The organism is Pseudomonas sp. TE31087, assembly GCF_057284075.1.
In genome coordinates, this window is record NZ_JBXVNN010000001.1 from 5,477,623 (window position 1) to 5,497,808 (window position 20,186).

The 20,186-nt window shown below is 64.6% G+C and carries 18 protein-coding genes and 1 pseudogene; 12 read left to right on the forward strand and 7 right to left on the reverse strand.

The window, feature by feature from the left end:
• Positions 1–170 precede the first annotated feature (170 nt).
• The 3 genes and pseudogenes from ACZ899_RS24790 to ACZ899_RS24800 all read right to left on the reverse strand — a co-directional run bounded on the left by ACZ899_RS24790 (position 171) and on the right by ACZ899_RS24800 (position 5,579).
• On the reverse strand, positions 171–4,205 hold the full coding sequence (locus tag ACZ899_RS24790; protein WP_234562188.1) for a hemagglutinin repeat-containing protein: 4,035 nt from the start codon (positions 4,203–4,205) through the stop codon (positions 171–173).
• 234 nt (positions 4,206–4,439) lie between these two features.
• Positions 4,440–5,003, reverse strand: coding sequence for a L,D-transpeptidase family protein (locus ACZ899_RS24795; RefSeq protein WP_234562186.1), 564 nt, complete (start codon positions 5,001–5,003; stop codon positions 4,440–4,442).
• 20 nt (positions 5,004–5,023) lie between these two features.
• Positions 5,024–5,579 (reverse strand): annotated as a pseudogene (locus ACZ899_RS24800) (NUDIX hydrolase).
• A 137-nt stretch (positions 5,580–5,716) separates the two neighbouring features.
• Between ACZ899_RS24800 and ACZ899_RS24805 the strand changes: the two are divergent.
• The 5 genes from ACZ899_RS24805 (at position 5,717) to purT (ending at position 8,981) form a co-directional block, all read left to right on the forward strand.
• Positions 5,717–6,316 (forward strand): CoA pyrophosphatase, encoded by a 600-nt coding sequence (locus tag ACZ899_RS24805; protein ID WP_234562184.1) that lies wholly within the window; start codon positions 5,717–5,719, stop codon positions 6,314–6,316.
• A 42-nt stretch (positions 6,317–6,358) separates the two neighbouring features.
• Positions 6,359–6,883, forward strand: a complete 525-nt coding sequence (locus ACZ899_RS24810) for a gamma carbonic anhydrase family protein (protein ID WP_203651020.1) — start codon at positions 6,359–6,361, stop codon at positions 6,881–6,883.
• On the forward strand, positions 6,873–7,070 hold the full coding sequence (locus ACZ899_RS24815) for a DUF1289 domain-containing protein (protein ID WP_110738362.1): 198 nt from the start codon (positions 6,873–6,875) through the stop codon (positions 7,068–7,070). The genes ACZ899_RS24810 and ACZ899_RS24815 overlap by 11 nt, the downstream gene beginning before the upstream one ends.
• A 142-nt stretch (positions 7,071–7,212) precedes the next feature.
• Positions 7,213–7,680 carry a VUT family protein gene (locus ACZ899_RS24820; RefSeq protein WP_234562182.1) on the forward strand — a complete coding sequence of 156 codons (468 nt, stop codon included), beginning with the start codon at positions 7,213–7,215 and terminating at the stop codon, positions 7,678–7,680.
• Between the two features lie 119 nt (positions 7,681–7,799).
• The gene (gene purT / locus ACZ899_RS24825; protein ID WP_234562180.1) at positions 7,800–8,981 is read left to right on the forward strand and encodes a formate-dependent phosphoribosylglycinamide formyltransferase; all 1,182 of its coding nucleotides are present in this window, start codon (positions 7,800–7,802) and stop codon (positions 8,979–8,981) included.
• Positions 8,982–9,059: 78 nt separating this feature from the next.
• Here purT and ACZ899_RS24830 read toward each other — a convergent pair whose 3' ends face one another.
• From ACZ899_RS24830 to ACZ899_RS24840, 3 genes are all read right to left on the reverse strand, one after another.
• Entirely contained in the window at positions 9,060–10,364 is a 1,305-nt protein-coding gene (locus ACZ899_RS24830; RefSeq protein ID WP_062574980.1) for an MFS transporter, read from the reverse strand.
• 242 nt (positions 10,365–10,606) lie between these two features.
• On the reverse strand, positions 10,607–11,794 hold the full coding sequence (locus tag ACZ899_RS24835; protein ID WP_203651022.1) for a transporter associated domain-containing protein: 1,188 nt from the start codon (positions 11,792–11,794) through the stop codon (positions 10,607–10,609).
• Positions 11,795–11,803: 9 nt separating this feature from the next.
• Positions 11,804–12,613, reverse strand: coding sequence for a cytochrome C assembly family protein (locus tag ACZ899_RS24840; RefSeq protein ID WP_050704198.1), 810 nt, complete (start codon positions 12,611–12,613; stop codon positions 11,804–11,806).
• Positions 12,614–12,954: 341 nt separating this feature from the next.
• Between ACZ899_RS24840 and ffh the strand changes: the two genes are divergently transcribed.
• The 6 genes from ffh (at position 12,955) to ACZ899_RS24870 (ending at position 17,107) form a co-directional block, all read left to right on the forward strand.
• Positions 12,955–14,331 carry a signal recognition particle protein gene (gene ffh, locus ACZ899_RS24845; protein ID WP_234562177.1) on the forward strand — a complete coding sequence of 459 codons (1,377 nt, stop codon included), beginning with the start codon at positions 12,955–12,957 and terminating at the stop codon, positions 14,329–14,331.
• A 232-nt stretch (positions 14,332–14,563) separates the two neighbouring features.
• Positions 14,564–14,815: a 30S ribosomal protein S16 gene (gene rpsP, locus ACZ899_RS24850; protein WP_011535318.1), complete on the forward strand. Its 252-nt coding sequence runs from the start codon at positions 14,564–14,566 to the stop codon at positions 14,813–14,815.
• A gap of 5 nt (positions 14,816–14,820) precedes the next feature.
• Positions 14,821–15,357 carry a ribosome maturation factor RimM gene (gene rimM, locus ACZ899_RS24855; protein WP_203651024.1) on the forward strand — a complete coding sequence of 179 codons (537 nt, stop codon included), beginning with the start codon at positions 14,821–14,823 and terminating at the stop codon, positions 15,355–15,357.
• A 3-nt stretch (positions 15,358–15,360) separates the two neighbouring features.
• Entirely contained in the window at positions 15,361–16,113 is a 753-nt protein-coding gene (gene trmD, locus ACZ899_RS24860) for a tRNA (guanosine(37)-N1)-methyltransferase TrmD (RefSeq protein ID WP_028691588.1), read from the forward strand.
• A 42-nt stretch (positions 16,114–16,155) separates the two neighbouring features.
• Complete coding sequence (gene rplS / locus ACZ899_RS24865) at positions 16,156–16,506, forward strand: 50S ribosomal protein L19 (protein WP_011535315.1); 351 nt, start codon at positions 16,156–16,158, stop codon at positions 16,504–16,506.
• 190 nt (positions 16,507–16,696) lie between these two features.
• Positions 16,697–17,107 (forward strand): acyl-CoA thioesterase, encoded by a 411-nt coding sequence (locus ACZ899_RS24870; protein ID WP_110738367.1) that lies wholly within the window; start codon positions 16,697–16,699, stop codon positions 17,105–17,107.
• A gap of 220 nt (positions 17,108–17,327) precedes the next feature.
• Here the strand turns inward: ACZ899_RS24870 and ACZ899_RS24875 are convergent, their stop codons facing one another.
• Positions 17,328–19,148 (reverse strand): cation:proton antiporter, encoded by a 1,821-nt coding sequence (locus ACZ899_RS24875; protein WP_234562175.1) that lies wholly within the window; start codon positions 19,146–19,148, stop codon positions 17,328–17,330.
• A 68-nt stretch (positions 19,149–19,216) separates the two neighbouring features.
• On the opposite strand from ACZ899_RS24875, the gene xerD reads away from it, so the two are divergent.
• Positions 19,217–20,113: a site-specific tyrosine recombinase XerD gene (gene xerD, locus ACZ899_RS24880; RefSeq protein WP_234562173.1), complete on the forward strand. Its 897-nt coding sequence runs from the start codon at positions 19,217–19,219 to the stop codon at positions 20,111–20,113.
• Positions 20,114–20,186 lie beyond the last annotated feature (73 nt).

Below are 20,186 nucleotides of genomic sequence, written 5' to 3' on the forward strand. Positions count from 1 at the left end.
CCCTTGGGATACGCTGTCGCGCAAGGAACTGTTATCTCTGTGGGAGCGGGTTTACCCGCGAACACCGGCGGAGCCGGTGCCAGGCACCGCGTTGGATTCTTCGCGGGTAAACCCGCTCCCACAGGATCAAGCTAAATCAATGGGTTATGCGTTTTTCCATAGGGGCTGGCTCAGTACCTGCGACCCTCCTCGATCTTCGAGACGTACTCGACGCTGCGGTCGTGCCCGCTGGTGCGGACCAGACCGAGATCGAGTGGCTTGTCACCGTTGTCGGCACCGTCATTGCCCGTGACCTTGTCCTTGATGAACGAGAACAGGGTGCCTGCCAGGTCGACCGGCGAGAACGAGGCATCGACCTTCACCTTTCGCTCATGGTCACGACCGTTCAAGGTCTTGCGCGAAACGCTACTTTCGCCAAGCTCGACCTGGCCTTCGCTGGCGCGCAGCGTGGCGCCGACCAGGCGGGTTTCGCCGCCGACTTCCAGGTCGATGCCGTGCGTTGCGGACAGCGTGGTCTGCTGGTTGACGGTGTCGTTCTTGCGCTGGGCGTACTCGGCCTTGAGGGACGGTGTGAACTTCGCGGTGATCTTGCTCCAGAGCGCACCAGCAATTTCCCCGAGGTTGCCGCTTGCGAGCGTCTCCAATGGGCTGCTCGACTCGTCAGTGCCTTGCGTGGATGCCTTCTGGGTCAGGCTGGCGTCGATGTCGAGGACCAGGCTGTCGACCTGATCCTGGCGGCTGGCGACCAGCAGGTCACCGCCGACCTTGCCTTCGATCCGCTTGGCCTGCACCTGGGCACCTTCGACGCGGGTATCGCCCTGGCTGCGCAGGTCTACCAGGTCGGCGCGCAGGTTGCTGTCGTGCCAGGTGGTGTTGTTGCGCTTGTCCAGCTTCAGGTCGACCTGGCCGTTGATGCCGCCCAGACTCAGGGCCGCCAATTTGAGGCCGCCGCCGACTGTGACGGCGAGATTGTCGTGATGCTCGGTGTTCCTGGCCGCCTCGATCAGCAGGCCACCATTCTGGGCATCCAGGCCAATCCGCTCGGCACTGGCCTGCAGCCCTTGCACCTGCAAGGCGACATCTTCGCGGGCAAGGCTGGTGAGCTGCACCGCGCCCTTGCCGGTGAACTGCGCGCCAACAGCCATGCTGGCCTGTTCGTTGACCCAGCCAAAGGTGCCGTGGCCACCCAGGGCACCACCGGTGGCGCTACCTGTGACATCCAGGCCGCCACCCCAGGTCTTGCCCTCGCTTTTGCGGGTGTCGTGGGCAGCGGTCACTTTCAGCACGCCGTCGCTGTGCAAGCGGATATCGCCTTCACGGCTGTCGATACGGGTGCCTTGCAGGTGCATGTCGCCTGTGCTGGACAGCTCGATCGTGCCCTTGCCGTCGATCTGCGCCACCCTTGCCTTTTCGGTGTGTTGCGTGAGTGTGCTGTGCTTGAGGTTGCCGTCCAGCCCGCCGTTGGGGCCGAGCAGACCGGTACCACCTTTGGCTGCCAGACCGGCCTCGAATTTGGTGCTGCTGCTGGAGGTGTGATCCTGGGCTGCGGCAAGGGTCAGGTCGCCGCTGCTTTCCAGGCTGACCGCACCCTCTTCACTGGCGATGTAGGTGCCTTGGTAGTGGCCTGCGCGTTCAAGCTGCACCTCGATGCCGCTCTTGCCACGCAGGCTGCCGACACGGGCTAGCGATGCTTCCTCTTTTTGTGTCAGGTTGGAGCCTTTGCCTTCGAGCCTGGCGTTGATGTCCGTGGCCAGGGTGGTGTCCACCCGCAGGCTGCCGCCCCCGGTGATGTACTTGACCTCTCGGGTCTTGCGGTCGTTGGCGGCCAGTGCCTGGTGCTCTCCGGCCTCGATTCGCAGGCTGCCGGTCCTGGCGTTGTAGTCGGTGCCCTCGTCCTTGATGTGGTCGGCCTTGACCCGGACATCGGCGCCGTTGAAGGTGCTGACCTGCGCGGTACTGTCGATGTCTTTCTGCAGGCGGGTCTGGTGCCCGATGGCCAGTTCGGCGCCGGTCTTGGGCAGGGCCAGTTTGTCGATCACCGTAGAGGGACGTGCACTTTCGGCTTGCTTGCCGGTGAACAGCCGTTCGATAGGGCGGGTGATGCGCTGGTAGTCGGTGCTGATGCCGAGGCTACCGTCCCATTGGTTCAGGCTGGTTTCGGTTTCCCGGATATTGGCGACCGCGCGGTTGTCGATACGCTCGGCGTTTACGTGCAACGTACGGCTCGCTTGCACATTCGCCGCCTCGGTGGTCAGTTGCCGGGTATCAAGTCGCAAGTCGCCGCTGGCCTGCAGGGTGCTGCGGCGCACGTTGCTTTCGCGTTCGATCAGGCCGGCTGGGCCACGGTAGGCATCGATACCCAGGCCCAGGCGGTCCATGCCGCCGGTGACGGCCAGCGCGGCGCCGGTGCGGGTGTCGACGGTCTGTCGGGCCACGCTGTCGTGGGCTGCGGCGAGTTCGATTTCGCTGGCCGAAACCTCAAGGTTGCCGGCGTTCGCCTTTACCTCGGAGCCACTCACAGTCAGTTTCTGTCCACTGCGCACGGTTACGGCGGCGCCACTGATGTTGCTGGCGACCTGGCGTGTGGCCGAGGTCTGCTCGTCGCTGTGCAGGGCTTCGTAACCCACGCTCGCGGTGTACTGGCCCGAGCCTGGCTGGCCATCCTGCCCGGCCCTGGCAGTGAAATTGCGCTTGCCGGTGGACCGCTCGGTACGGGCGTTTTCCTCGGCGCTTTCGATGGTCAAGTCACCGTTGGCGTCGAGCGCGATTGTCTTCTCGGCCTCGAGCCTGGCTGCGCGCAGTTGCAGGTCGCCGCCGGCACTGGCAACCAGGGTGTCGGCCTTGAGCGTGCTGGATTTTACTTTCTCGGAGTAGGACTTGCTGTCGATGCCCGTATTGTTCAGGTAGACGCGATGGTTGAGCCGCTCATCGACCTGCTCGCTGTCCACGCCGGCATCAATGGTCATCGTGCCGCCACTGCGCAGCTTTAGCCCGTTATCTGCATTCAACTGCACGGCGGTCAGGTGCAGGTCGCTGCCAGCTTGCAGGTTGATGCTGTCTTCGGCGCGCAGCCGACTGCCCAGTTGCTCGCGGCGGGTCGTTTTGGTATTGCCGTCGAACGCTTCGGTAGTGATGAACGCCCACTCTTTCTTCCAGCTGGTAGGATCGTCCAGCACCTTCTCCCGGGTGACGGTGTCCAGGGTCAGTTTCTTGCCGGCATTGACCTCGATCTGCCTGGCCTTGCCCTGGGTGGCGGTGAGCCGCAGGTCGCCGGCGGCGTTCAGGTCGAGCTTGCCGGTATTGCTGGTGAGGCTGGCCTGGCGCCTGTCGCTGCCCTGCACATGCAGGTCTCCGGCGGAGTGGATGATCAGGTCACGGTCCGCCAGCAGGCTGGCGTCACCGACCTGCACACCGGCGCCTTCGGCAGTGCTGACGATACGAATGCGACCGCCTTGCATGGCGCCGAGTAGCTTGGCATCGATGGAGGCACTGGCGGCGGGCAGGTGCTCGAGCACTTCGCGGTTGCCGGCATCGATCCGGTTACGACCAACGGTCAGGTTCAACTGGCCCTGGGCCAGGAGTGGCCCCTTGCTGTCAATGCGTGGGGCGATCAGGTCGAGGGCGCCCCTGGCGTTGCTCTGGCCGCCTCCCAGTACCTGCAGGGTGGCGCTGGCTTCGCGGCTGTCGAGGTGCTTGAGCTGGCCGTCCTGGATGTCGACATTGCCGACCAGGAAGCCGGCGCGGGTGGTGTTGATGAAGCTGCCACCGTTAAGCGTGATGCCATTGGGGTTGGCGAGCAGGTAGTCGGCCTTCTGGCCGAAGATTTCCTGCGCGCCTTCGATCCGCGAGGCGTTCTGGCTGACCACCTCGTTGAGGATGGTCGAGGCGGCCTGGCCCTGGAACTGCGGGTTGGCGCCCAATTGACCGGCCAGTTGCGATTGCCCTGCCTGCAGGGCGTTGTTCAGTACCAGCCCTTGCTTGCCAACGTTGTAGTCGAGGAACTGGTTGTGCGACAGGCCGCCGGCATTGGGCGCGACGATGTCGATCACCGGCACGCCGTGGCCATTGTCGATGATCGGCGTGCCACCCGGGCCGGGCGTCGGCGTCAGGGCGCCCTGCGCCTCGACCTGGGTGCTGCCCAGCAGGGCGAGAAAGACGGCCCAGCGTAGGGTGTCAGGCCTGGTCTTGGGTGTAGGGATTTGCATGGGAACCTCGCAAGTGATGTATGAAACAGAGAAATCATTTGCGGGAATTTTAAGAATGCCGGTGATGGCATTTGTATGGCTCAAAGCCATCGCCTTGTGGGAAGGAAGGCTATTGTGTGCGTAGGAAAAGTGAGCGGTTATGCGTCGAAAGGGAATATCGGCGGTGAAAGACAAAGGCCTGCCCCGCGAGAGCGGGGCAGGCCTTTGTTGTAATCGAAAGCTGTCGAGGGTGGTTCAGGGCCGGATTTCAATCAGCGTGCCGTCCTTGACCATGTTCCATACCTCACGCATGTCGTCGTTGCGCATGGCGATGCAGCCCTCGGTCCAGTCGAGGGTGTGGAAGTACCACTCTGGGTACTCCTCGTTGATCGGCGTGCCGTGGATCATGATCATGCTGCCGGCGGCCACGCCTTCGTTGCGGGCCTTGGCGGCATCGGTGATGTTCGGGTAGGAGATGTGCATGGCCAGGTTGTAGCGGTCGCTGACCTTGCGCCAGTCCAGCCAGTACAGGCCTTCGGGAGTCTTCTTGTCGCCCTCGCGCTCTTTGGCACCCTTGGGCTGCTTGCCCAGGGAGATGCGGTAGGTCTTGAGCGGCTCGCCACGGCTGATCAATTGCAGGCGGCGTTCGGACTTGATCACCAGCACCTTGTCGATCAGTCGCTCCTGCTGGGCGCTGCCAGCAGCGGGCTGGACCGGCGACGGCACGGCCGACGGCGTCTTGCGGATGATGGTCTCGGTGAAGGCGGCTTGCGACACCGAGGCGACACTGAGGCAGAAGAGGGCAAGCAGCCAGCGCATGAAACCGTATCCCTGAAGACTTAAGTGGTGGACGACGAAACGTTCATCGGCGGCAGGTATTCATGGCCTATCGGGTAGTGCTGCCTGATGCGGTCGCGATAATAGCATTCTAGTGTGCGTGTGACGGTGCGGAAAGCCAGCTCGCCCCAGGGGATCTCGTGCTCCTCGAACAGGCGCACCTCCAGGCTCTCGACCCCCACGGCAAAGTCCAGGTCGGCCAGTTCGGCGCGGAAGAACACGTGCACCTGATTGATGTGCGGCAGGTCGAACAGCTGGTACAGGCTCATCTCGGCGACCCGGGCGCAGGCTTCCTCGACGGTTTCGCGACGGGCGGCGGCATCCAGGGTCTCGCCGTTCTCCATGAACCCGGGCGGGCAGGGTCCAGAAGCCCCGGCGCGGCTCGATGGCGCGGCGGCACAGCAGCACCTGGGAGCCCCAGGTGGGCAACACCCCGGCGACGATGTTGGGGTTCTGGTAATGGATGGTCTGGCAATGGTCGCAGACATACCGCAGGCGGCTGTCGCCTTCGGGTATCCGCTGGGTGACCGGTTGGCCGCACGCGCTGCAGAATTTCATGCTTACATTCATTCCAATGGGGTCGGACTATCTTGGCGCGCCCGGCCCGCCCACCGCAAGCGGCCTGCGGGCGGGGCTTGGGTGCCTCGCGGCTTTGGTGCATCATGCACGGCAGGCCTTGGACACGAGAGTGCGTAATGCTGGACGAGCTTCTTCGCCGAATGAGCAACCATACCCCCGCGTCACTGGAGACGGATCGTCGTTTCCCCGAAGCGGCGGTGCTGCTGCCCATTACCCGCAGCGAAGAGCCGGAGCTGGTACTGACCCTGCGCGCCAAGGGCCTGTCGACCCACGGCGGCGAAGTTGCCTTCCCTGGCGGGCGGCGCGATCCGGAAGACCCCGACCTGGTGTTCACCGCCCTGCGCGAGGCCGAGGAAGAAATCGGCCTGCCGCCGGGGCTGGTCGAGGTGATCGGGCCGCTCAGCCCGGTAATTTCGCTGCACGGCCTGAAGGTGACACCGTTCGTCGGTTTGATCCCCGACTATGTCGAGTACCACGCCAACGACGCCGAAATTGCCGCGGTGTTCACCGTGCCGCTGGCGTTCTTCCGCCAGGATCCTCGCGAGCACACCCACCGCATCGATTACCAGGGGCGCAGCTGGTACGTGCCCAGCTACCGTTACGGCGACTACAAGATCTGGGGGCTGTCGGCGATCATGATCGTCGAGCTGGTCAACCTGCTGTTCGATGCCGGCATCAGCCTGCACCACCCACCCGAGCGTTTCATCAAGAACTGAGTGGGGCACACCCCGCCGGCTTCAAACCGTGAGGAGCGATACATGAAATTCCGCCTGGGCGACCTGCGGGTCGATACCCATCCTGAGAGCTGGACCGCGCCCAACGCCACGCTGATCGGCAAGGTGCGTCTGCAGGCCCGCGCCAGCGTGTGGTTCGGCGCGGTGCTGCGCGGCGACAACGAGCTGATCGACATCGGCGAGGACAGCAATGTCCAGGACGGCACGGTGATGCATACCGACATGGGTTCGCCGCTGAACATCGGCAAGGGCGTGACCATCGGCCATAACGCCATGCTGCATGGCTGCAACGTGGGCGACTACAGCCTGATCGGCATCAACGCGGTGATCCTCAACGGGGCGCGTATCGGCAGGCACTGCATCATCGGCGCCAACGCGCTGATCCCGGAAGGCAAGGAAATTCCCGACGGTTCGCTCGTGATGGGCTCGCCGGGCAAGGTGGTGCGTGAACTCACCGAGCAGCAGAAGCGCATGCTCGAGGCCAGCGCCGCGCACTACGTGCACAATGCCCAGCGCTATGCGCGCGAGCTGGTGATCGATGAAGACTGACGAACGGCCCGTGGCCTCGCCCTGCGTCAGCATCTGCGCGCTGGACGAGCAGGACATCTGCACTGGGTGCCAGCGCACGGTGGACGAGATCACCCGCTGGGGGCGGATGGACAACGAGCAGCGCCGGGAGGTGCTGAAGAAGTGCCACGAGCGGGCGCTGGCGGCCGGGCTGATCATCGGATCGTAGAATCTGCGCGGGCATCTTCGCGGGTAAACCCGCTCCCACAGGGATCGCACCCCTCCTGTGGGAGCGGGTTTACCCGCGAAGAGTCTGGCGTTGACTTTAAATTCAAGTACTCTGTGCGGCTGGCCCACCGAACACACAGACCATGTTCTATCTCATCGCCTACATCAGCAGCGTGGTGCTGATCAACTACGCCTTTTCCAGCGCGCCGCACCTGGACGTGATCTGGTCCGCCTGGGGCGGGCTGGTGTTCATCCTGCGCGACATGGTGCAGACCCGCTACGGCCACGGCGCGCTGCTGGCCATGCTGGTGGCGCTGGTGCTGTCCTACGCGACATCGGAGCCGGCCATCGCCCTGGCCAGCGCCACCGCGTTCTTCGTCTCCGAGCTGATCGACTGGCTGGTGTTCAGCGTCACCCGCCGGCCCCTGCGCGACCGCCTGTGGTTGAGTTCAGCGCTGAGCATCCCGGTGGACACCTTCATCTTCTTCGGCATGATCGGCGCGTTGACCCCCGTAGTGATCGGCACAGCGCTGGCCTCGAAATTTGCCGGGGTGACGGCGGTGTGGTTGATCATGGCCTGGCGGGCACGGCGCGCGGCGCTGGCCGGCTGATCATCGTCGCGGCTATCGCGGGGCAAGCCCGCTCCCACGGAATCTTGTAGAATAGCGGTCCATTTTTCAGCGGGCGGCAGCCAGCGTGGCGCGGCCCCGGACGCCTTCGAGGACCTGAAATGACCCGTATCGGAACCCCATTGTCGCCCACCGCGACCCGTGTACTGCTGTGCGGCTGCGGCGAGCTGGGCAAGGAAGTGGTGATCGAGCTGCAGCGCCTGGGTGTCGAGGTGATTGCCGTGGACCGTTACGCGAACGCGCCGGCCATGCAGGTCGCGCACCGCAGCCACGTGATCAACATGCTCGACGGCGTCGCCCTGCGTGCGGTGATCGAGGCCGAGAAGCCGCACTACATCGTGCCCGAGATCGAGGCCATCGCCACTGCCACGCTGGTCGAGCTGGAAAACGAAGGCTTCAACGTGGTGCCCACCGCTCGTGCCACCCAGCTGACCATGAACCGCGAAGGCATCCGCCGCCTAGCGGCCGAAGAGCTCGACCTGCCGACTTCGCCGTACCACTTCGCCGACACCTACGAGGACTACGCCAAGGCCGTGGCCGACCTGGGCTACCCGTGCGTGGTCAAGCCGGTGATGAGTTCCTCGGGCAAGGGCCAGAGCCTGCTGCGCGGCGACGATGACCTGCGCAAGGCCTGGGACTATGCCCAGGAAGGCGGGCGCGCCGGCAAGGGCCGGGTGATCATCGAGGGCTTCATCGACTTCGAGTACGAGATCACCCTGCTGACTGTGCGCCATGTGGGCGGCACCACCTTCCTCGCGCCGGTCGGCCACCGTCAGGAGAAGGGCGACTACCAGGAGTCCTGGCAGCCCCAGGCCATGAGCCCCAAGGCGCTGGCCGAGTCGCAGCGCGTGGCCCAGGCAGTCACCGATGCGCTGGGCGGGCGTGGCCTGTTCGGCGTGGAGCTGTTCGTCAAGGGCGACCAGGTGTGGTTCAGCGAGGTCTCGCCGCGTCCGCACGACACCGGCCTTGTGACCCTGATTTCCCAGGACCTGTCGCAGTTCGCCTTGCATGCCCGGGCCATTCTCGGCCTGCCGATCCCGGTGGTGCGCCAGTTTGGCCCGTCGGCTTCGGCGGTGATCCTGCCGGAAGGCCAGTCGCAGCAGACCAGCTTTGCCAACCTCGGCGCCGCCCTGAGCGAGGCGGATACCGCTATTCGCTTGTTCGGCAAGCCGGAGATCAACGGCACCCGGCGCATGGGCGTGTGCCTGGCGCGCGACGAGTCGGTCGAGGCGGCCCGGGCCAAGGCGACCCGTGCTTCGCAGGCGGTCAAGGTCGAGTTCTGATCTGAAACGATCGCGGGGCAAGCCCGCTCCCACGTCAGTATCAGTCTGGCGTGGGAGCGGGCTTGCCCCGCGATTGATTCAAAGTTCGGTATTACGTGTCTCTTTCAGGCACAACACGGCAATCAGACTGATCACCGCCGCCACCGACACATACCCCCCCACCCAGCTCAATCCCCCCATGCTCACCAGCTTCTGGGCAAAGAACGGTGCTGCCGAGGCGCCGACGATGCCGCCCAGGTTGTAGGCCGCCGAGGCGCCGGTGTAGCGCACATGGGTCGGGAACAGCTCGGGCAGCAGCGCGCCCATCGGCGCGAAGGTCACCCCCATCAGGAACAGCTCGATGGCCAGGAACAGCGCCACGCCGGTGGTCGAACCCGAGGTCAGCAGCGGTTCCATGGTGAAGCCCGAGGCGATCGCCAGCAGGCCGCCGACCACCAGCACCGGCTTGCGCCCGTAACGGTCGCTGAGCCAGGCCGACAGGGGCGTGGCCAGGGCCATGAACACCACCGCGAAGCACAGCAGGCCGAGGAAGGTCTCGCGACTGTAGCCCAGGGTGGTCACGCCATAGCTGAGCGAGAACACCGTGGAGATGTAGAACAGCGCGTAGCACACCACCATGGCCGCGGCGCCCAGCAGGGTCGGCAGCCAGTAGCGGGCGAACAGGTCGACCACCGGCATTTTCACCCGCTCATGACGGGCCACCGCCTTGGCGAACACCGGGCTTTCCTCCAGCTTCAGGCGCACGTACAGGCCGACCAGCACCAGCGCCGCGCTGAGCAGGAACGGAATGCGCCAGCCCCATTCGCGGAACTGCTCGTCGCTGAGCACCAGGGCCAGGGTGAGGAACAAGCCGTTGGCGGCAAGAAAGCCGATCGACGGGCCCAGCTGCGGAAACATGCCGAACCAGGCACGCTTGCCCTGCGGGGCGTTCTCGGTGGCCAGCAGCGCCGCGCCGCCCCATTCGCCGCCCAGCCCCAGGCCCTGGCCGAAGCGCAGCAGACAGAGAATGATCGGCGCCCAGACGCCGATGCTGTCATAGCCGGGCAGCACGCCGATCAGCGTGGTGGACACGCCCATCAGCAGCAGCGAGGCGACCAGCGTCGACTTGCGCCCGATACGGTCGCCGAAGTGGCCGAACAGCGCCGAGCCCAAGGGGCGGGCAAGGAAGGCGATGCCGAAGGTGAGGAAGGCCGCGAGCATCTGCGCGGTGCCGGAGCCGGACGGGAAGAACACCGGCCCGATCACCAGCGCGGCGGCGGTGGCGTAGACATAGAAATCGTAGAACTCGATGGCGGTGCCGATGAAGCTGGCAGTGGCCACCCGGGCCGGTGAATTGACCGGTGTTGCCGAGGCAGGTTCGGCGTAGGTGCTGCTGGTAGTCATGCGAAGGTCCCTGACAGTCATGCTCCATGGGGCACGGCCCATGTGACGGGCACACGGGAGCCGGAGCGTATTGTTGTTGGTCGCGCGACTGACGATAGCCCAGGGGATAGGCAGTGGGCGGTTGCTGTTCGGGGTGCTGAAGCAGGACCGCGGGGCGTGTCAGTGGTGCGGACTGGCCGTCGGACGCCGGGTGCGGGTAGCGGGCGAGACGGCAGGGCTGGGTAAGCGTGACCCGAGTATAGCTAGCGAGTCAGTGTCCAGACCAGTACCTTGCTTGCGCAATTATCCTCGGTTTCGAGGATTTCCAGCCGATATCTGCCAATTTTAAGGCATACAGCGCTTGCCGGGATGCTTTCCAAGGCCTCGGTGACCAGGCCGTTGAGGGTTTTCGGCCCGCCGTCGCAGGGCAGGTGCCAGCCCAGGGTGCGGTTGATCTCGCGCAGCGAGGCCGTGCCTTCGATGACGAAGCGGCCATCGGGCTGGGGATGGACATGAGGGTTGTCCAGGCTCTGCTCGTCCTCGAACTCGCCGACGATCTCCTCGAGGATGTCCTCCAGGGTGACGATGCCGAGCACCTCGCCGTATTCGTCCACCACCACGCCCATGCGCCGCTGCTGCTTGTGGAAGTTCAGCAGCTGCATCTGCAGCGGTGTGCTTTCGGGGACGAAGTAGGGTTCGTAGCAGGCTGCCTGAAGCTTCTCCGGGGTAAGTTCGGCCCGTGGCAGCAGGTGGCTGATCAGCTTGGTGTTGAGTACCGCTTCGACCTGGTTGATGTCGTTGTGATAGACCGGCAGGCGGGTGTGACGGCTGACGATCAGTTGCTCGATGATGCGCTCGATGGGGTCGTCGAGGTTGATGCCGTCGACTTCGTTGCGTGGTACCAGGATGTCGTTGACGGTGATCTTGTCCAGTGCCTGCAGGCCTTCCAGCAGGCCGTGGCGGGCGCTGTCGACCGGGCCGTCTTCGTCGAAGTCGTCGTCTGCCTGCGGGTGCAGGGCCACTGCAGTGGGCTGCACGCGGAACGGGCGCAGGATCAGCCTGGCGCAGCCATCGAGCAGGCAGCCCAGCGGCTGCAGCAGCGCCAGCGGCCATTTCAGCAGGTTGCCGCCCAGGCTCAGGAAGGCGTGCGGGTCGCGGCGGGCCAGGCGGCGCGGCAGGTAGTCGGCGAGCACCAGCAGGGTGAAGGTGGCACCAAGGCCGGCCAGCCAGAAACCGTGTTCACCGTCGTAGCGCTGGCCGATCAGGCAGGCCAGGCCCAGTACCAGCAGCTTGCCGAGGCTGGCGCCAAGCACCAGGCCCTGGGCGGGGAGGGGGGAATCGCCCTGGCCGTTGGCTTGCTGGCGGGCGCTGTCGACCGCGGTGAACAGCGCCGACCACAGCAGCGCCAGTGCGATGATGCCGAGCAGCGGGGCGTACGGCAGGGTGTCCATGGGCGGCCGTCAGATATGCAGGATGAATTCGCGGACCAGCTTGCTGCCGAAATAGGCCAGCATCAGCAGGCAGAAGCCGGCCAGGGTCCAGCGGATTGCCTTGTGACCGCGCCAGCCGAGGCGTGTGCGGCCCCACAGCAGCACGCTGAACACGACCCAGGCCACGCAGGCCAGCAGGGTCTTGTGCACCAGGTGCTGGGCGAACAGGTTGTCGAGGAACAGCCAGCCGGAGATCAGCGACAGCGACAGCAGCACCCAGCCGGCCCAGAGGAAACCGAACAGCAGGCTTTCCATGGTCTGCAGCGGCGGGAAGTTGCGGATCAGCCCGGACGGGTGCTTGTGCTTGAGCTGGTGGTCCTGCAGCAACAGCAGCAGGGCCTGGAACACGGCGATGGTGAACAGGCCGTAGGCCAGGATCGACAGCAGGATGTGCGCGAGGATGCCGGGCTCTTCGTTGATCAGCGGTACCGTGCCAGGTGGGGCGAACTGGGCCAGCAGCGCGGTCACCGCGCCGAGCGGGAACAGCAGCACCAGCAGGTTCTCCACCGGGATGCTCAGGCAGGCGAGCAGGGTCAGGCCGATCACCGCCACGGCGATCAGGCTGGCGGCACTGAAGAAGTCCAGGCTCAGGCCCAGGGGCGTGATCAGCTGGAAGAACAGGGCGCCGCCCTGGGCGACCACCGCCAGCGTGCCGAGCAGGCCCAGCAGCCGTTTGTCGGCACGGGCGCCTCGGGCCAGTCCGGTGGCCTGGTAGACGGTCGCGGCCAGATAAAGGAAGGCGGCGAGCAGATTGGGGATGAGGCTGGGTGAAGAGAACATAAGTCCTGGCAGGCAAGCCCTAAAGGGACGGAGTTTGGCATAGATCGCGGTGGGCAAGGAAGACCAGCAAGCCTTGCTCCGGTGCCTGGCGAGCGACTTGTACCCCATATGCCGGCCTCTTCGCGGGTAAACCCGCTGCCACAGGGGCGTGCGCGATCTCTGTGGGAGCGGGTTTACCCGCGAAGAGGCCGGCATGGTCACCGAATATCCAGAGGGGCTGCTCCAAGGTGTGCGCCGCCGCCGCTCTCCGCTATAATCGCCGCCTTGCTCTGCCCGGCGCGTGTACATGTTCACCTGGGCATCTGAAAAAACTCGGCTCCACTGGGCCTGAAAGGATCACCATGTTCGAAAACCTGACCGACCGCCTGTCACAGACGCTGCGCCATGTCACCGGCAAGGCCAAGCTGACCGAAGACAACATCAAGGACACGCTGCGCGAAGTGCGCATGGCCCTGCTCGAGGCCGACGTTGCCCTGCCGGTGGTCAAGGATTTCGTCAACAGCATCAAGGAACGCGCGGTCGGCACCGAAGTGTCGCGCAGCCTGACCCCAGGCCAGGCCTTCGTGAAGATCGTCCAGGCCGAGCTGGAAAGCCTGATGGGCGCGGCCAACGAAGAGCTGACCCTCAACGCCGCACCACCCGCCGTGGTGCTGATGGCCGGCCTGCAGGGCGCCGGTAAGACCACCACCGCCGGCAAGCTGGCGCGCCACCTGAAAGAACGCAAGAAAAAGAGCGTGATGGTGGTGTCGGCCGACGTCTACCGTCCGGCGGCGATCAAGCAGCTCGAAACCCTGGCCAATGACATCGGCGTGACCTTCTTCCCGTCCGATATCAGCCAGAAGCCGGTGGCCATCGCCGAGGCGGCGATCCGCGAGGCCAAGCTCAAGTTCATCGACGTGGTGATCGTCGACACCGCCGGCCGCCTGCATGTCGACGCTGACATGATGGACGAGATCAAGGCGCTGCATGCTGCGGTCAAGCCGATCGAAACCCTGTTCGTGGTCGACGCCATGACCGGCCAGGACGCGGCCAACACTGCCAAGGCCTTTGGCGAGGCCCTGCCGCTGACCGGCGTGGTGCTGACCAAGGTCGACGGCGACGCCCGTGGCGGTGCCGCGCTGTCGGTACGCGCCATCACCGGCAAGCCGATCAAGTTCATCGGCATGGGCGAGAAGACCGAGGCCCTGGAGCCGTTCCACCCGGATCGTATCGCCTCGCGCATCCTCGGCATGGGCGACGTGCTCAGCCTGATCGAGCAGGCCGAGCAGAACATCGACAAGGCCAAGGCCGACAAGCTGGCCAAGAAGCTGAAGAAGGGCAAGGGCTTCGACCTCGAGGACTTCCGCGACCAGCTGCAGCAGATGAAGAACATGGGCGGCCTGGGTGGCCTGATGGACAAGCTGCCGAGCATCGGTGGTGTGAACCTGTCGCAGATGGGCAATGCCCAGGGCGCGGCCGAGAAGCAGTTCAAGCAGATGGAGGCGATCATCAACTCCATGACCCCGGCCGAACGTCGCGACCCTGACCTGATCAGCGGTTCGCGCAAGCGCCGCATCGCCCTTGGTTCCGGCACCCAGGTGCAGGACATCGGCCGCTTGATCAAGCAGCACAAGCAGATGCAGAAGATGATGAAGAAATTCTCCGCCAAGGGCGGCATGGCCAAGATGATGCGCGGCCTTGGCGGGATGCTGCCGGGTGGCGGCATGCCAAAACTGTAAAAGAATCCGGTGGGCCTCTTTATGTGAGGAAGCCCGCCAGACCCCCGCTCCGGCGGGATCATGGCCGCCGCGAGGTGGCCCAAACCGGCAGGACTGAGCGGCAGGCCCCGGCATTGCCGAAAAAGGCATTTGCAAATGTCCGTGTATTCCCCGAGAATATGCGGCCTTTTGGGCACCCGTGTGCCCATTGGGCATTCAGTTTTGCAGCACCGACTATAGGAACGATGTTCACATGGTAACCATCCGTCTGGCCCGTGGCGGCTCGAAAAAGCGCCCATTCTACCACCTGACCGTGACCAACTCGCGTAACGCCCGTGACGGCCGTTTCGTTGAGCGCGTTGGCTTCTTCAACCCGATCGCATCGGGCGCCGAAGTCAAGCTGTCGGTCAACCAAGAGCGCGTCACCTACTGGCTGAGCCAGGGCGCACAGCCGTCTGAGCGCGTTGCTCAGCTGCTGAAGGAAGCTGCCAAGGCTGCAGCCTGAGCAGTATGAACGCGACGCCAGAAAAGGCTGACGACCTCATCGTCGTTGGCAAGATTTTTTCGGTTCACGGCGTTCGCGGCGAGGTGAAGGTGTACTCCTTTACCGATCCGATTGAAAACCTGTTGGATTATCCGCGCTGGATGCTTCGGCACGAAGGCAAGGTAAAGCAGGTCGAGCTGGTCAGCGGTCGTGGCTCCCAGAAGGGCCTGGTCGTGAAACTCAAAGGCCTCGATGATCGTGATGAAGCCCGTCTTCTGAGCGGTTACGAAATCTGCATTGCGCGGAGCCTTTTGCCCAACCTGGCAGCCGACGAGTACTACTGGTACCAGTTGGTGGGCCTGAAGGTCATCAATCAGGACGAACAGCTGTTCGGCAAGATCGATCACCTGTTGGAGACCGGCGCGAACGATGTAATGGTGGTCAAGCCCTGCGCAGGCAGCCTGGATGATCGCGAGCGTCTGTTGCCCTATACCGGGCAGTGCGTGCTGGCAATCGACCTGGAAGCAGGCGTGATGCGGGTTGAGTGGGACGCGGACTTCTAGACGATGGGTAACCTTCGCGTAGACGTCATCACGTTGTTCCCCGAGATGTTCTCGGCCATCACGGAGTACGGCATTACCAGCCGCGCGGTGAAACAGGGGTTGCTGCAAGTGACCTGCTGGAACCCGCGGGACTACACCACAGATCGCCACCACACCGTGGATGATCGACCGTTTGGCGGTGGTCCGGGCATGGTGATGAAGATCAAGCCTCTGGAAGACGCCCTGGTTAGCGCCAGGCAGGCGACCGGAGCATCGGCAAAGGTGATCTACCTTTCGCCACAAGGCCGCAAGCTGACACAGCAGGCGGTCAAAGGCCTGGCCGAACAGGAATCGTTGATCCTGATCGCCGGTCGTTATGAAGGCATCGACGAGCGCTTTATCGAGGCTCATGTCGATGAGGAGTGGTCGATTGGCGACTATGTGCTTTCCGGTGGCGAGCTGCCGGCCATGGTACTGATCGATGCGGTTACACGGCTGCTGCCCGGAGCTTTAGGGCATGTGGACTCGGCGGAGGAAGACTCTTTCACCGACGGTCTGCTGGATTGCCCGCACTACACCCGACCTGAGGTGTATGCGGATCAGCGTGTTCCCGACGTGTTGCTAAGTGGCAACCATGCACATATCCGGCGTTGGCGGATGAAGCAGTCCCTTGGTAGGACCTTCGAACGACGCGCCGATCTTCTGGAAAGTCGCTCGCTTTCTGGAGAAGAGAAGAAGCTGCTCGAGGAATACATCCGCGAGCGGGACGATAGTTAAACGTATCGATGGTGGATCAAGTATCCATCTTAGGAGCACAGCATGACCAACAAGATCATCCAGCAGCTCGAAGCCGAGCAGATGAGCAAAGAGATCCCGACCTTCGCACCAGGCGACACCGTTGTCGTCCAGGTTAAAGTGAAGGAAGGCGACCGCTCGCGTCTGCAGGCGTTCGAAGGCGTCGTTATCGCCAAGCGTAACCGCGGTCTGAACAGCGCCTTCACCGTGCGCAAGATCTCCAGCGGCGTTGGCGTAGAGCGTACCTTCCAGACCTACAGCCCGCAGATCGACAGCCTGGCCGTGAAACGTCGTGGTGACGTGCGTAAAGCCAAGCTGTACTACCTGCGCGACCTGTCCGGCAAAGCCGCTCGCATCAAGGAAAAACTGTCCTGAGTACAGTTTGCCTGGCGGCCTAGGCCGCCTTGCGAGAAAAAAGCAGCCTTCGGGCTGCTTTTTTGCATTTTGCGATTTGTGTTGGCTGCTTCGCGGGTAAACCCGCTCCCACAGGTTTATCGCCCTCTGTGGGAGCGGGTTTACCCGCGAAGCAGGCGACCTTGCTTTCAGACTTTGCGAGGTGAATCCCATGACGACGCCCCGAGACCAGGAAATCCAGCGCCGCACCGAACTGTCGGTGACCCGCGTGACCAAGGCGGTGTTCCCCAACACCACCAACCACCACAACACACTATTCGGCGGCACCGCCCTGGCATGGATGGACGAAGTGTCGTTCATCGCCGCCACCCGATTCTGTCGATTGCCCCTGGTGACCGTGTCCACCGATCGTATCGATTTCAAGCACCCGATCCCGGCCGGTTCGATCGTCGAGCTGGTGGGCACGGTGATCAAGGTCGGCAACACCAGCCTGCAGGTGCAGGTGGATGTGTTCGTCGAGAACATGTACCTCGACGGCCGCGAGCGGGCGATTCATGGCGTGTTCAGCTTCGTCGCCATCGACGAGGACAAGCGCCCGGTACCGGTGCTGCCGCTGGCTTGATTGCCCTCACTGTGCTTTGGTGCAGGAGGGCGCGCAACCCTGGGGCTGCGCTGCCACGTAGGAAATACAGTTGATTGCCAGCGTGGGAGCGGGCTTGTCCCGCGATGCGGTGCATGGCACCGGCTTCGCCGGTGATCGCGGGTCAAGCCCGCTCCCACGCAGTCCAGGCCAAGTCAAAGAATTGCGTTTATCCCATGACAGTGGCGAAAGCCGCTCCAGCTCAATGCGTCACAGGCTGCTCGGTGAGCTCCGGCTCCACCAGCGCCACCAGTGTCCAGCCAGGCTGCGGCTTGAGCGGATTGTCCGGGCTGGCCACATGTACCCAGCCTTGCCCGTCCCGGGCGAACAGCAGCGTGGCCCGCGGGCCATGCAGTTGCTGGTAATCGCTCCAGCCAAAGGCCTCGGTCAGCGTGGTGCTGTACAGCTCGGCACCCTGATGCAGCAGCTTGGCCAGCTGTCCATAGGTCATCGGGCTCGACCCGAGCAATTGCCCGCGATGCTCCTCGCTGGCCCGGTGCTTGTCGCTGCGCTGTTTTTCCAGGCCGCTGGCCAGCACGAACAACCGGGCCTGGCCGAAGTCATGGCGAAAGCGCGCGCAGGCCAGGGCATTGAGCTCGCCCGCCGGTGACAGCCCCAGCAGATGTCCCAGGCCGACCAGGTCGAGGTGGGCGTCGGCGTGCTGCGAGGCGGGGTTGCCGAAGTAGGTCGGCAGGTTGTCCATGCGCGCGGCGCGGATGTTCTCCCAGCTCGAGTCGGTCAGCAACACCCGGCAGCCCAGTTGCTGCAGGGCCTTGGCGATGACCCGCGCAGGCGGGTTGGCGCCGACCACGAGAAACCCGCTCGGCGCCGGTTCCGCCACCTTCAGCAGGCGGGCCAGGGGCCTGGCGGTGGCGCTTTGCAGCACCACGGTGCCGATGATCACGGCGAAGGTCAGCGGCACCAGCAGCAGCGCGCCTTCGTGTCCGGCCTGGTCCAGGCGAATGGCGAAGATCGCCGACACGGCCGCGGCCACGATGCCCCGTGGCGCGATCCAGGCCAGCAACGCCCGTTCCCGCCAGCTCAACGGCGAACCCAGGGTCGACAGCAGGACGTTCAGCGGCCGTGCCAGCAACTGGATCACCAGCAGTAGCGCCAGCACCGCCGGCCCCAGGGCCAGCAGCGCCTGCAGGTCGAGCCGCGCGGCCAGGAGGATGAACAGGCCGGAGATCAGCAGCACGCTGAGGTTCTCCTTGAAATGCAGGATCTGCCGCACATCCACGCCGGGCATGTTGGCCAGCCACATGCCCATGACCGTGACCGCCAGCAGGCCCGATTCATGGACGATCTGGTTGGCGGCGATGAAGATGCCCAGCACCGCCGCCAGCGAGGCCAGGTTGTGCAGGTATTCCGGCAGCCACTGCTCGCGCATGACCTGACCGAGCAGCCAGCCACCGGCAACACCCAGCGCGCTGCCGCAGAAGATCACCCCGGCAAAGGTCGCCAGGCTGTGGCTCAGGCCCTCGCCGGCGGCGCTGGCGATGATGAAGCTGTACACCACCACCGCCAGCAGCGCGCCGATCGGGTCGATGACGATGCCTTCCCAGCGCAGGATGTTGGCGATCGCCGCCTTTGGCCGCACCACCCGCAGCATGGGCACGATCACCGTGGGGCCGGTGACCAGGGTCAGGGTGCCGAACAGGATCGCCAGCGGCCAGTCGAAGCCCAGCAGCCAGTGGGTGGCCAGGGCGATCACCAGCCAGGTGCTCAGCGCACCGACGGTGACCAGGCGATGCACCACGCTGCCGATCTCGCGCCATTGCGACAGGTGCAGGGTCAGGCTGCCCTCGAACAGGATCAGCGCCACCGCCAGCGACACCAGCGGCATCAGCAGCGGGCCGAACAGCGCCTGGGGCTGCAGCCAGCCCAGCACGGGCCCTGCGAGGATGCCGCACAGCAGCAGGAACAGGATCGCCGGCAGCTTCAGGCGCCAGGCCAGCCACTGGCAAAGCAGGGCGGCGGCGCCGATGCCGCCGACACTCAAAAGAATCTGCTGTTCGTTCACGCGGGCTCCCTCTGCATGCCGTGTTATGAAAGACTAAGCGTCATTTCGTCGTTTGCCACCGAGTCTTCATGCCTGCACTGGACCACCCCCTGATCGACCAGTTCCTCGATGCCCTCTGGCTGGAGAAGGGGCTGTCCGACAACACCCGCTCGTCGTACCGCAGCGACCTGGCGCTGTTCAATGGCTGGCTGCAGGAACATGGCGTGGCACTGCCCGATGCCGGGCGTGAGCTGATCCTCGACCACCTGGCCTGGCGTTTCGACCAGGGCTACAAGCCGCGCTCGACCGCGCGTTTTCTTTCCGGGGTGCGCGGGTTCTTCCGCTACCTGCTGCGCGAGCGGCTGGTCACAGTCGACCCGACGCTGCAGGTGGACATGCCGCAACTGGGCCGGCCGCTGCCCAAGTCGCTGTCGGAGGCCGATGTCGAGGCCCTGCTGCAGGCACCGGACCTCGGCGAGGCCATCGGCCAGCGCGACCGTGCCATGCTCGAGGTGCTCTATGCCTGCGGTCTGCGCGTGACCGAGCTGGTCAGCCTGACCCTGGACCAGGTCAACCTGCGCCAGGGCGTGCTGCGGGTGATGGGCAAGGGCAGCAAGGAACGCTTGGTGCCGATGGGCGAGGAGGCGGTGGTGTGGATCGAGCGCTACCTGCGCGATGGCCGCGCCGAGCTGCTGGGCGGGCGCCCCAGCGATGTGCTGTTCCCCAGCCAGCGCGGCGAGCAGATGACCCGCCAGACCTTCTGGCACCGCATCAAGCACCAGGCGCGGGTGGCCGGCATCGACAAGCCGCTGTCGCCGCACACGCTGCGCCACGCCTTTGCCACGCACCTGCTCAACCATGGCGCCGACCTGCGCGTGGTGCAGATGCTGCTGGGCCACAGCGACCTGTCCACCACGCAGATCTATACCCATGTGGCCAAGGCCCGGCTGCAACAGCTGCACGCCGAACACCACCCACGTGGATGAATGCTTTTCATGTTCCGCCGACCGGTGCCTGAGTACCCCTACTGCGCCAGTTTGTTGTGGTAGGCTTGGACGG

What these genes read in the sequence shown, in the direction of transcription:
- ACZ899_RS24840 (WP_050704198.1), bottom strand. Translation starts at nt 12,613, where the DNA reads ATGTTCTCTTCACCCAGCCTCATCCCCAATCTGCTCGCCGCCTTCCTT.
- ACZ899_RS24810 (WP_203651020.1), top strand. Translation starts at nt 6,359, where the DNA reads ATGAAATTCCGCCTGGGCGACCTGCGGGTCGATACCCATCCTGAGAGC.
- ACZ899_RS24815 (WP_110738362.1), top strand. Translation starts at nt 6,873, where the DNA reads ATGAAGACTGACGAACGGCCCGTGGCCTCGCCCTGCGTCAGCATCTGC.
- rplS (WP_011535315.1), top strand. Translation starts at nt 16,156, where the DNA reads ATGACCAACAAGATCATCCAGCAGCTCGAAGCCGAGCAGATGAGCAAA.
- ACZ899_RS24795 (WP_234562186.1), bottom strand. Translation starts at nt 5,003, where the DNA reads ATGCGCTGGCTGCTTGCCCTCTTCTGCCTCAGTGTCGCCTCGGTGTCG.
- ffh (WP_234562177.1), top strand. Translation starts at nt 12,955, where the DNA reads ATGTTCGAAAACCTGACCGACCGCCTGTCACAGACGCTGCGCCATGTC.
- rpsP (WP_011535318.1), top strand. Translation starts at nt 14,564, where the DNA reads ATGGTAACCATCCGTCTGGCCCGTGGCGGCTCGAAAAAGCGCCCATTC.
- ACZ899_RS24805 (WP_234562184.1), top strand. Translation starts at nt 5,717, where the DNA reads ATGCTGGACGAGCTTCTTCGCCGAATGAGCAACCATACCCCCGCGTCA.
- ACZ899_RS24790 (WP_234562188.1), bottom strand. Translation starts at nt 4,205, where the DNA reads ATGCAAATCCCTACACCCAAGACCAGGCCTGACACCCTACGCTGGGCC.
- ACZ899_RS24830 (WP_062574980.1), bottom strand. Translation starts at nt 10,364, where the DNA reads ATGACTACCAGCAGCACCTACGCCGAACCTGCCTCGGCAACACCGGTC.
- xerD (WP_234562173.1), top strand. Translation starts at nt 19,217, where the DNA reads ATGCCTGCACTGGACCACCCCCTGATCGACCAGTTCCTCGATGCCCTC.
- ACZ899_RS24820 (WP_234562182.1), top strand. Translation starts at nt 7,213, where the DNA reads ATGTTCTATCTCATCGCCTACATCAGCAGCGTGGTGCTGATCAACTAC.
- ACZ899_RS24835 (WP_203651022.1), bottom strand. Translation starts at nt 11,794, where the DNA reads ATGGACACCCTGCCGTACGCCCCGCTGCTCGGCATCATCGCACTGGCG.
- trmD (WP_028691588.1), top strand. Translation starts at nt 15,361, where the DNA reads ATGGGTAACCTTCGCGTAGACGTCATCACGTTGTTCCCCGAGATGTTC.
- ACZ899_RS24870 (WP_110738367.1), top strand. Translation starts at nt 16,697, where the DNA reads ATGACGACGCCCCGAGACCAGGAAATCCAGCGCCGCACCGAACTGTCG.
- purT (WP_234562180.1), top strand. Translation starts at nt 7,800, where the DNA reads ATGACCCGTATCGGAACCCCATTGTCGCCCACCGCGACCCGTGTACTG.
- rimM (WP_203651024.1), top strand. Translation starts at nt 14,821, where the DNA reads ATGAACGCGACGCCAGAAAAGGCTGACGACCTCATCGTCGTTGGCAAG.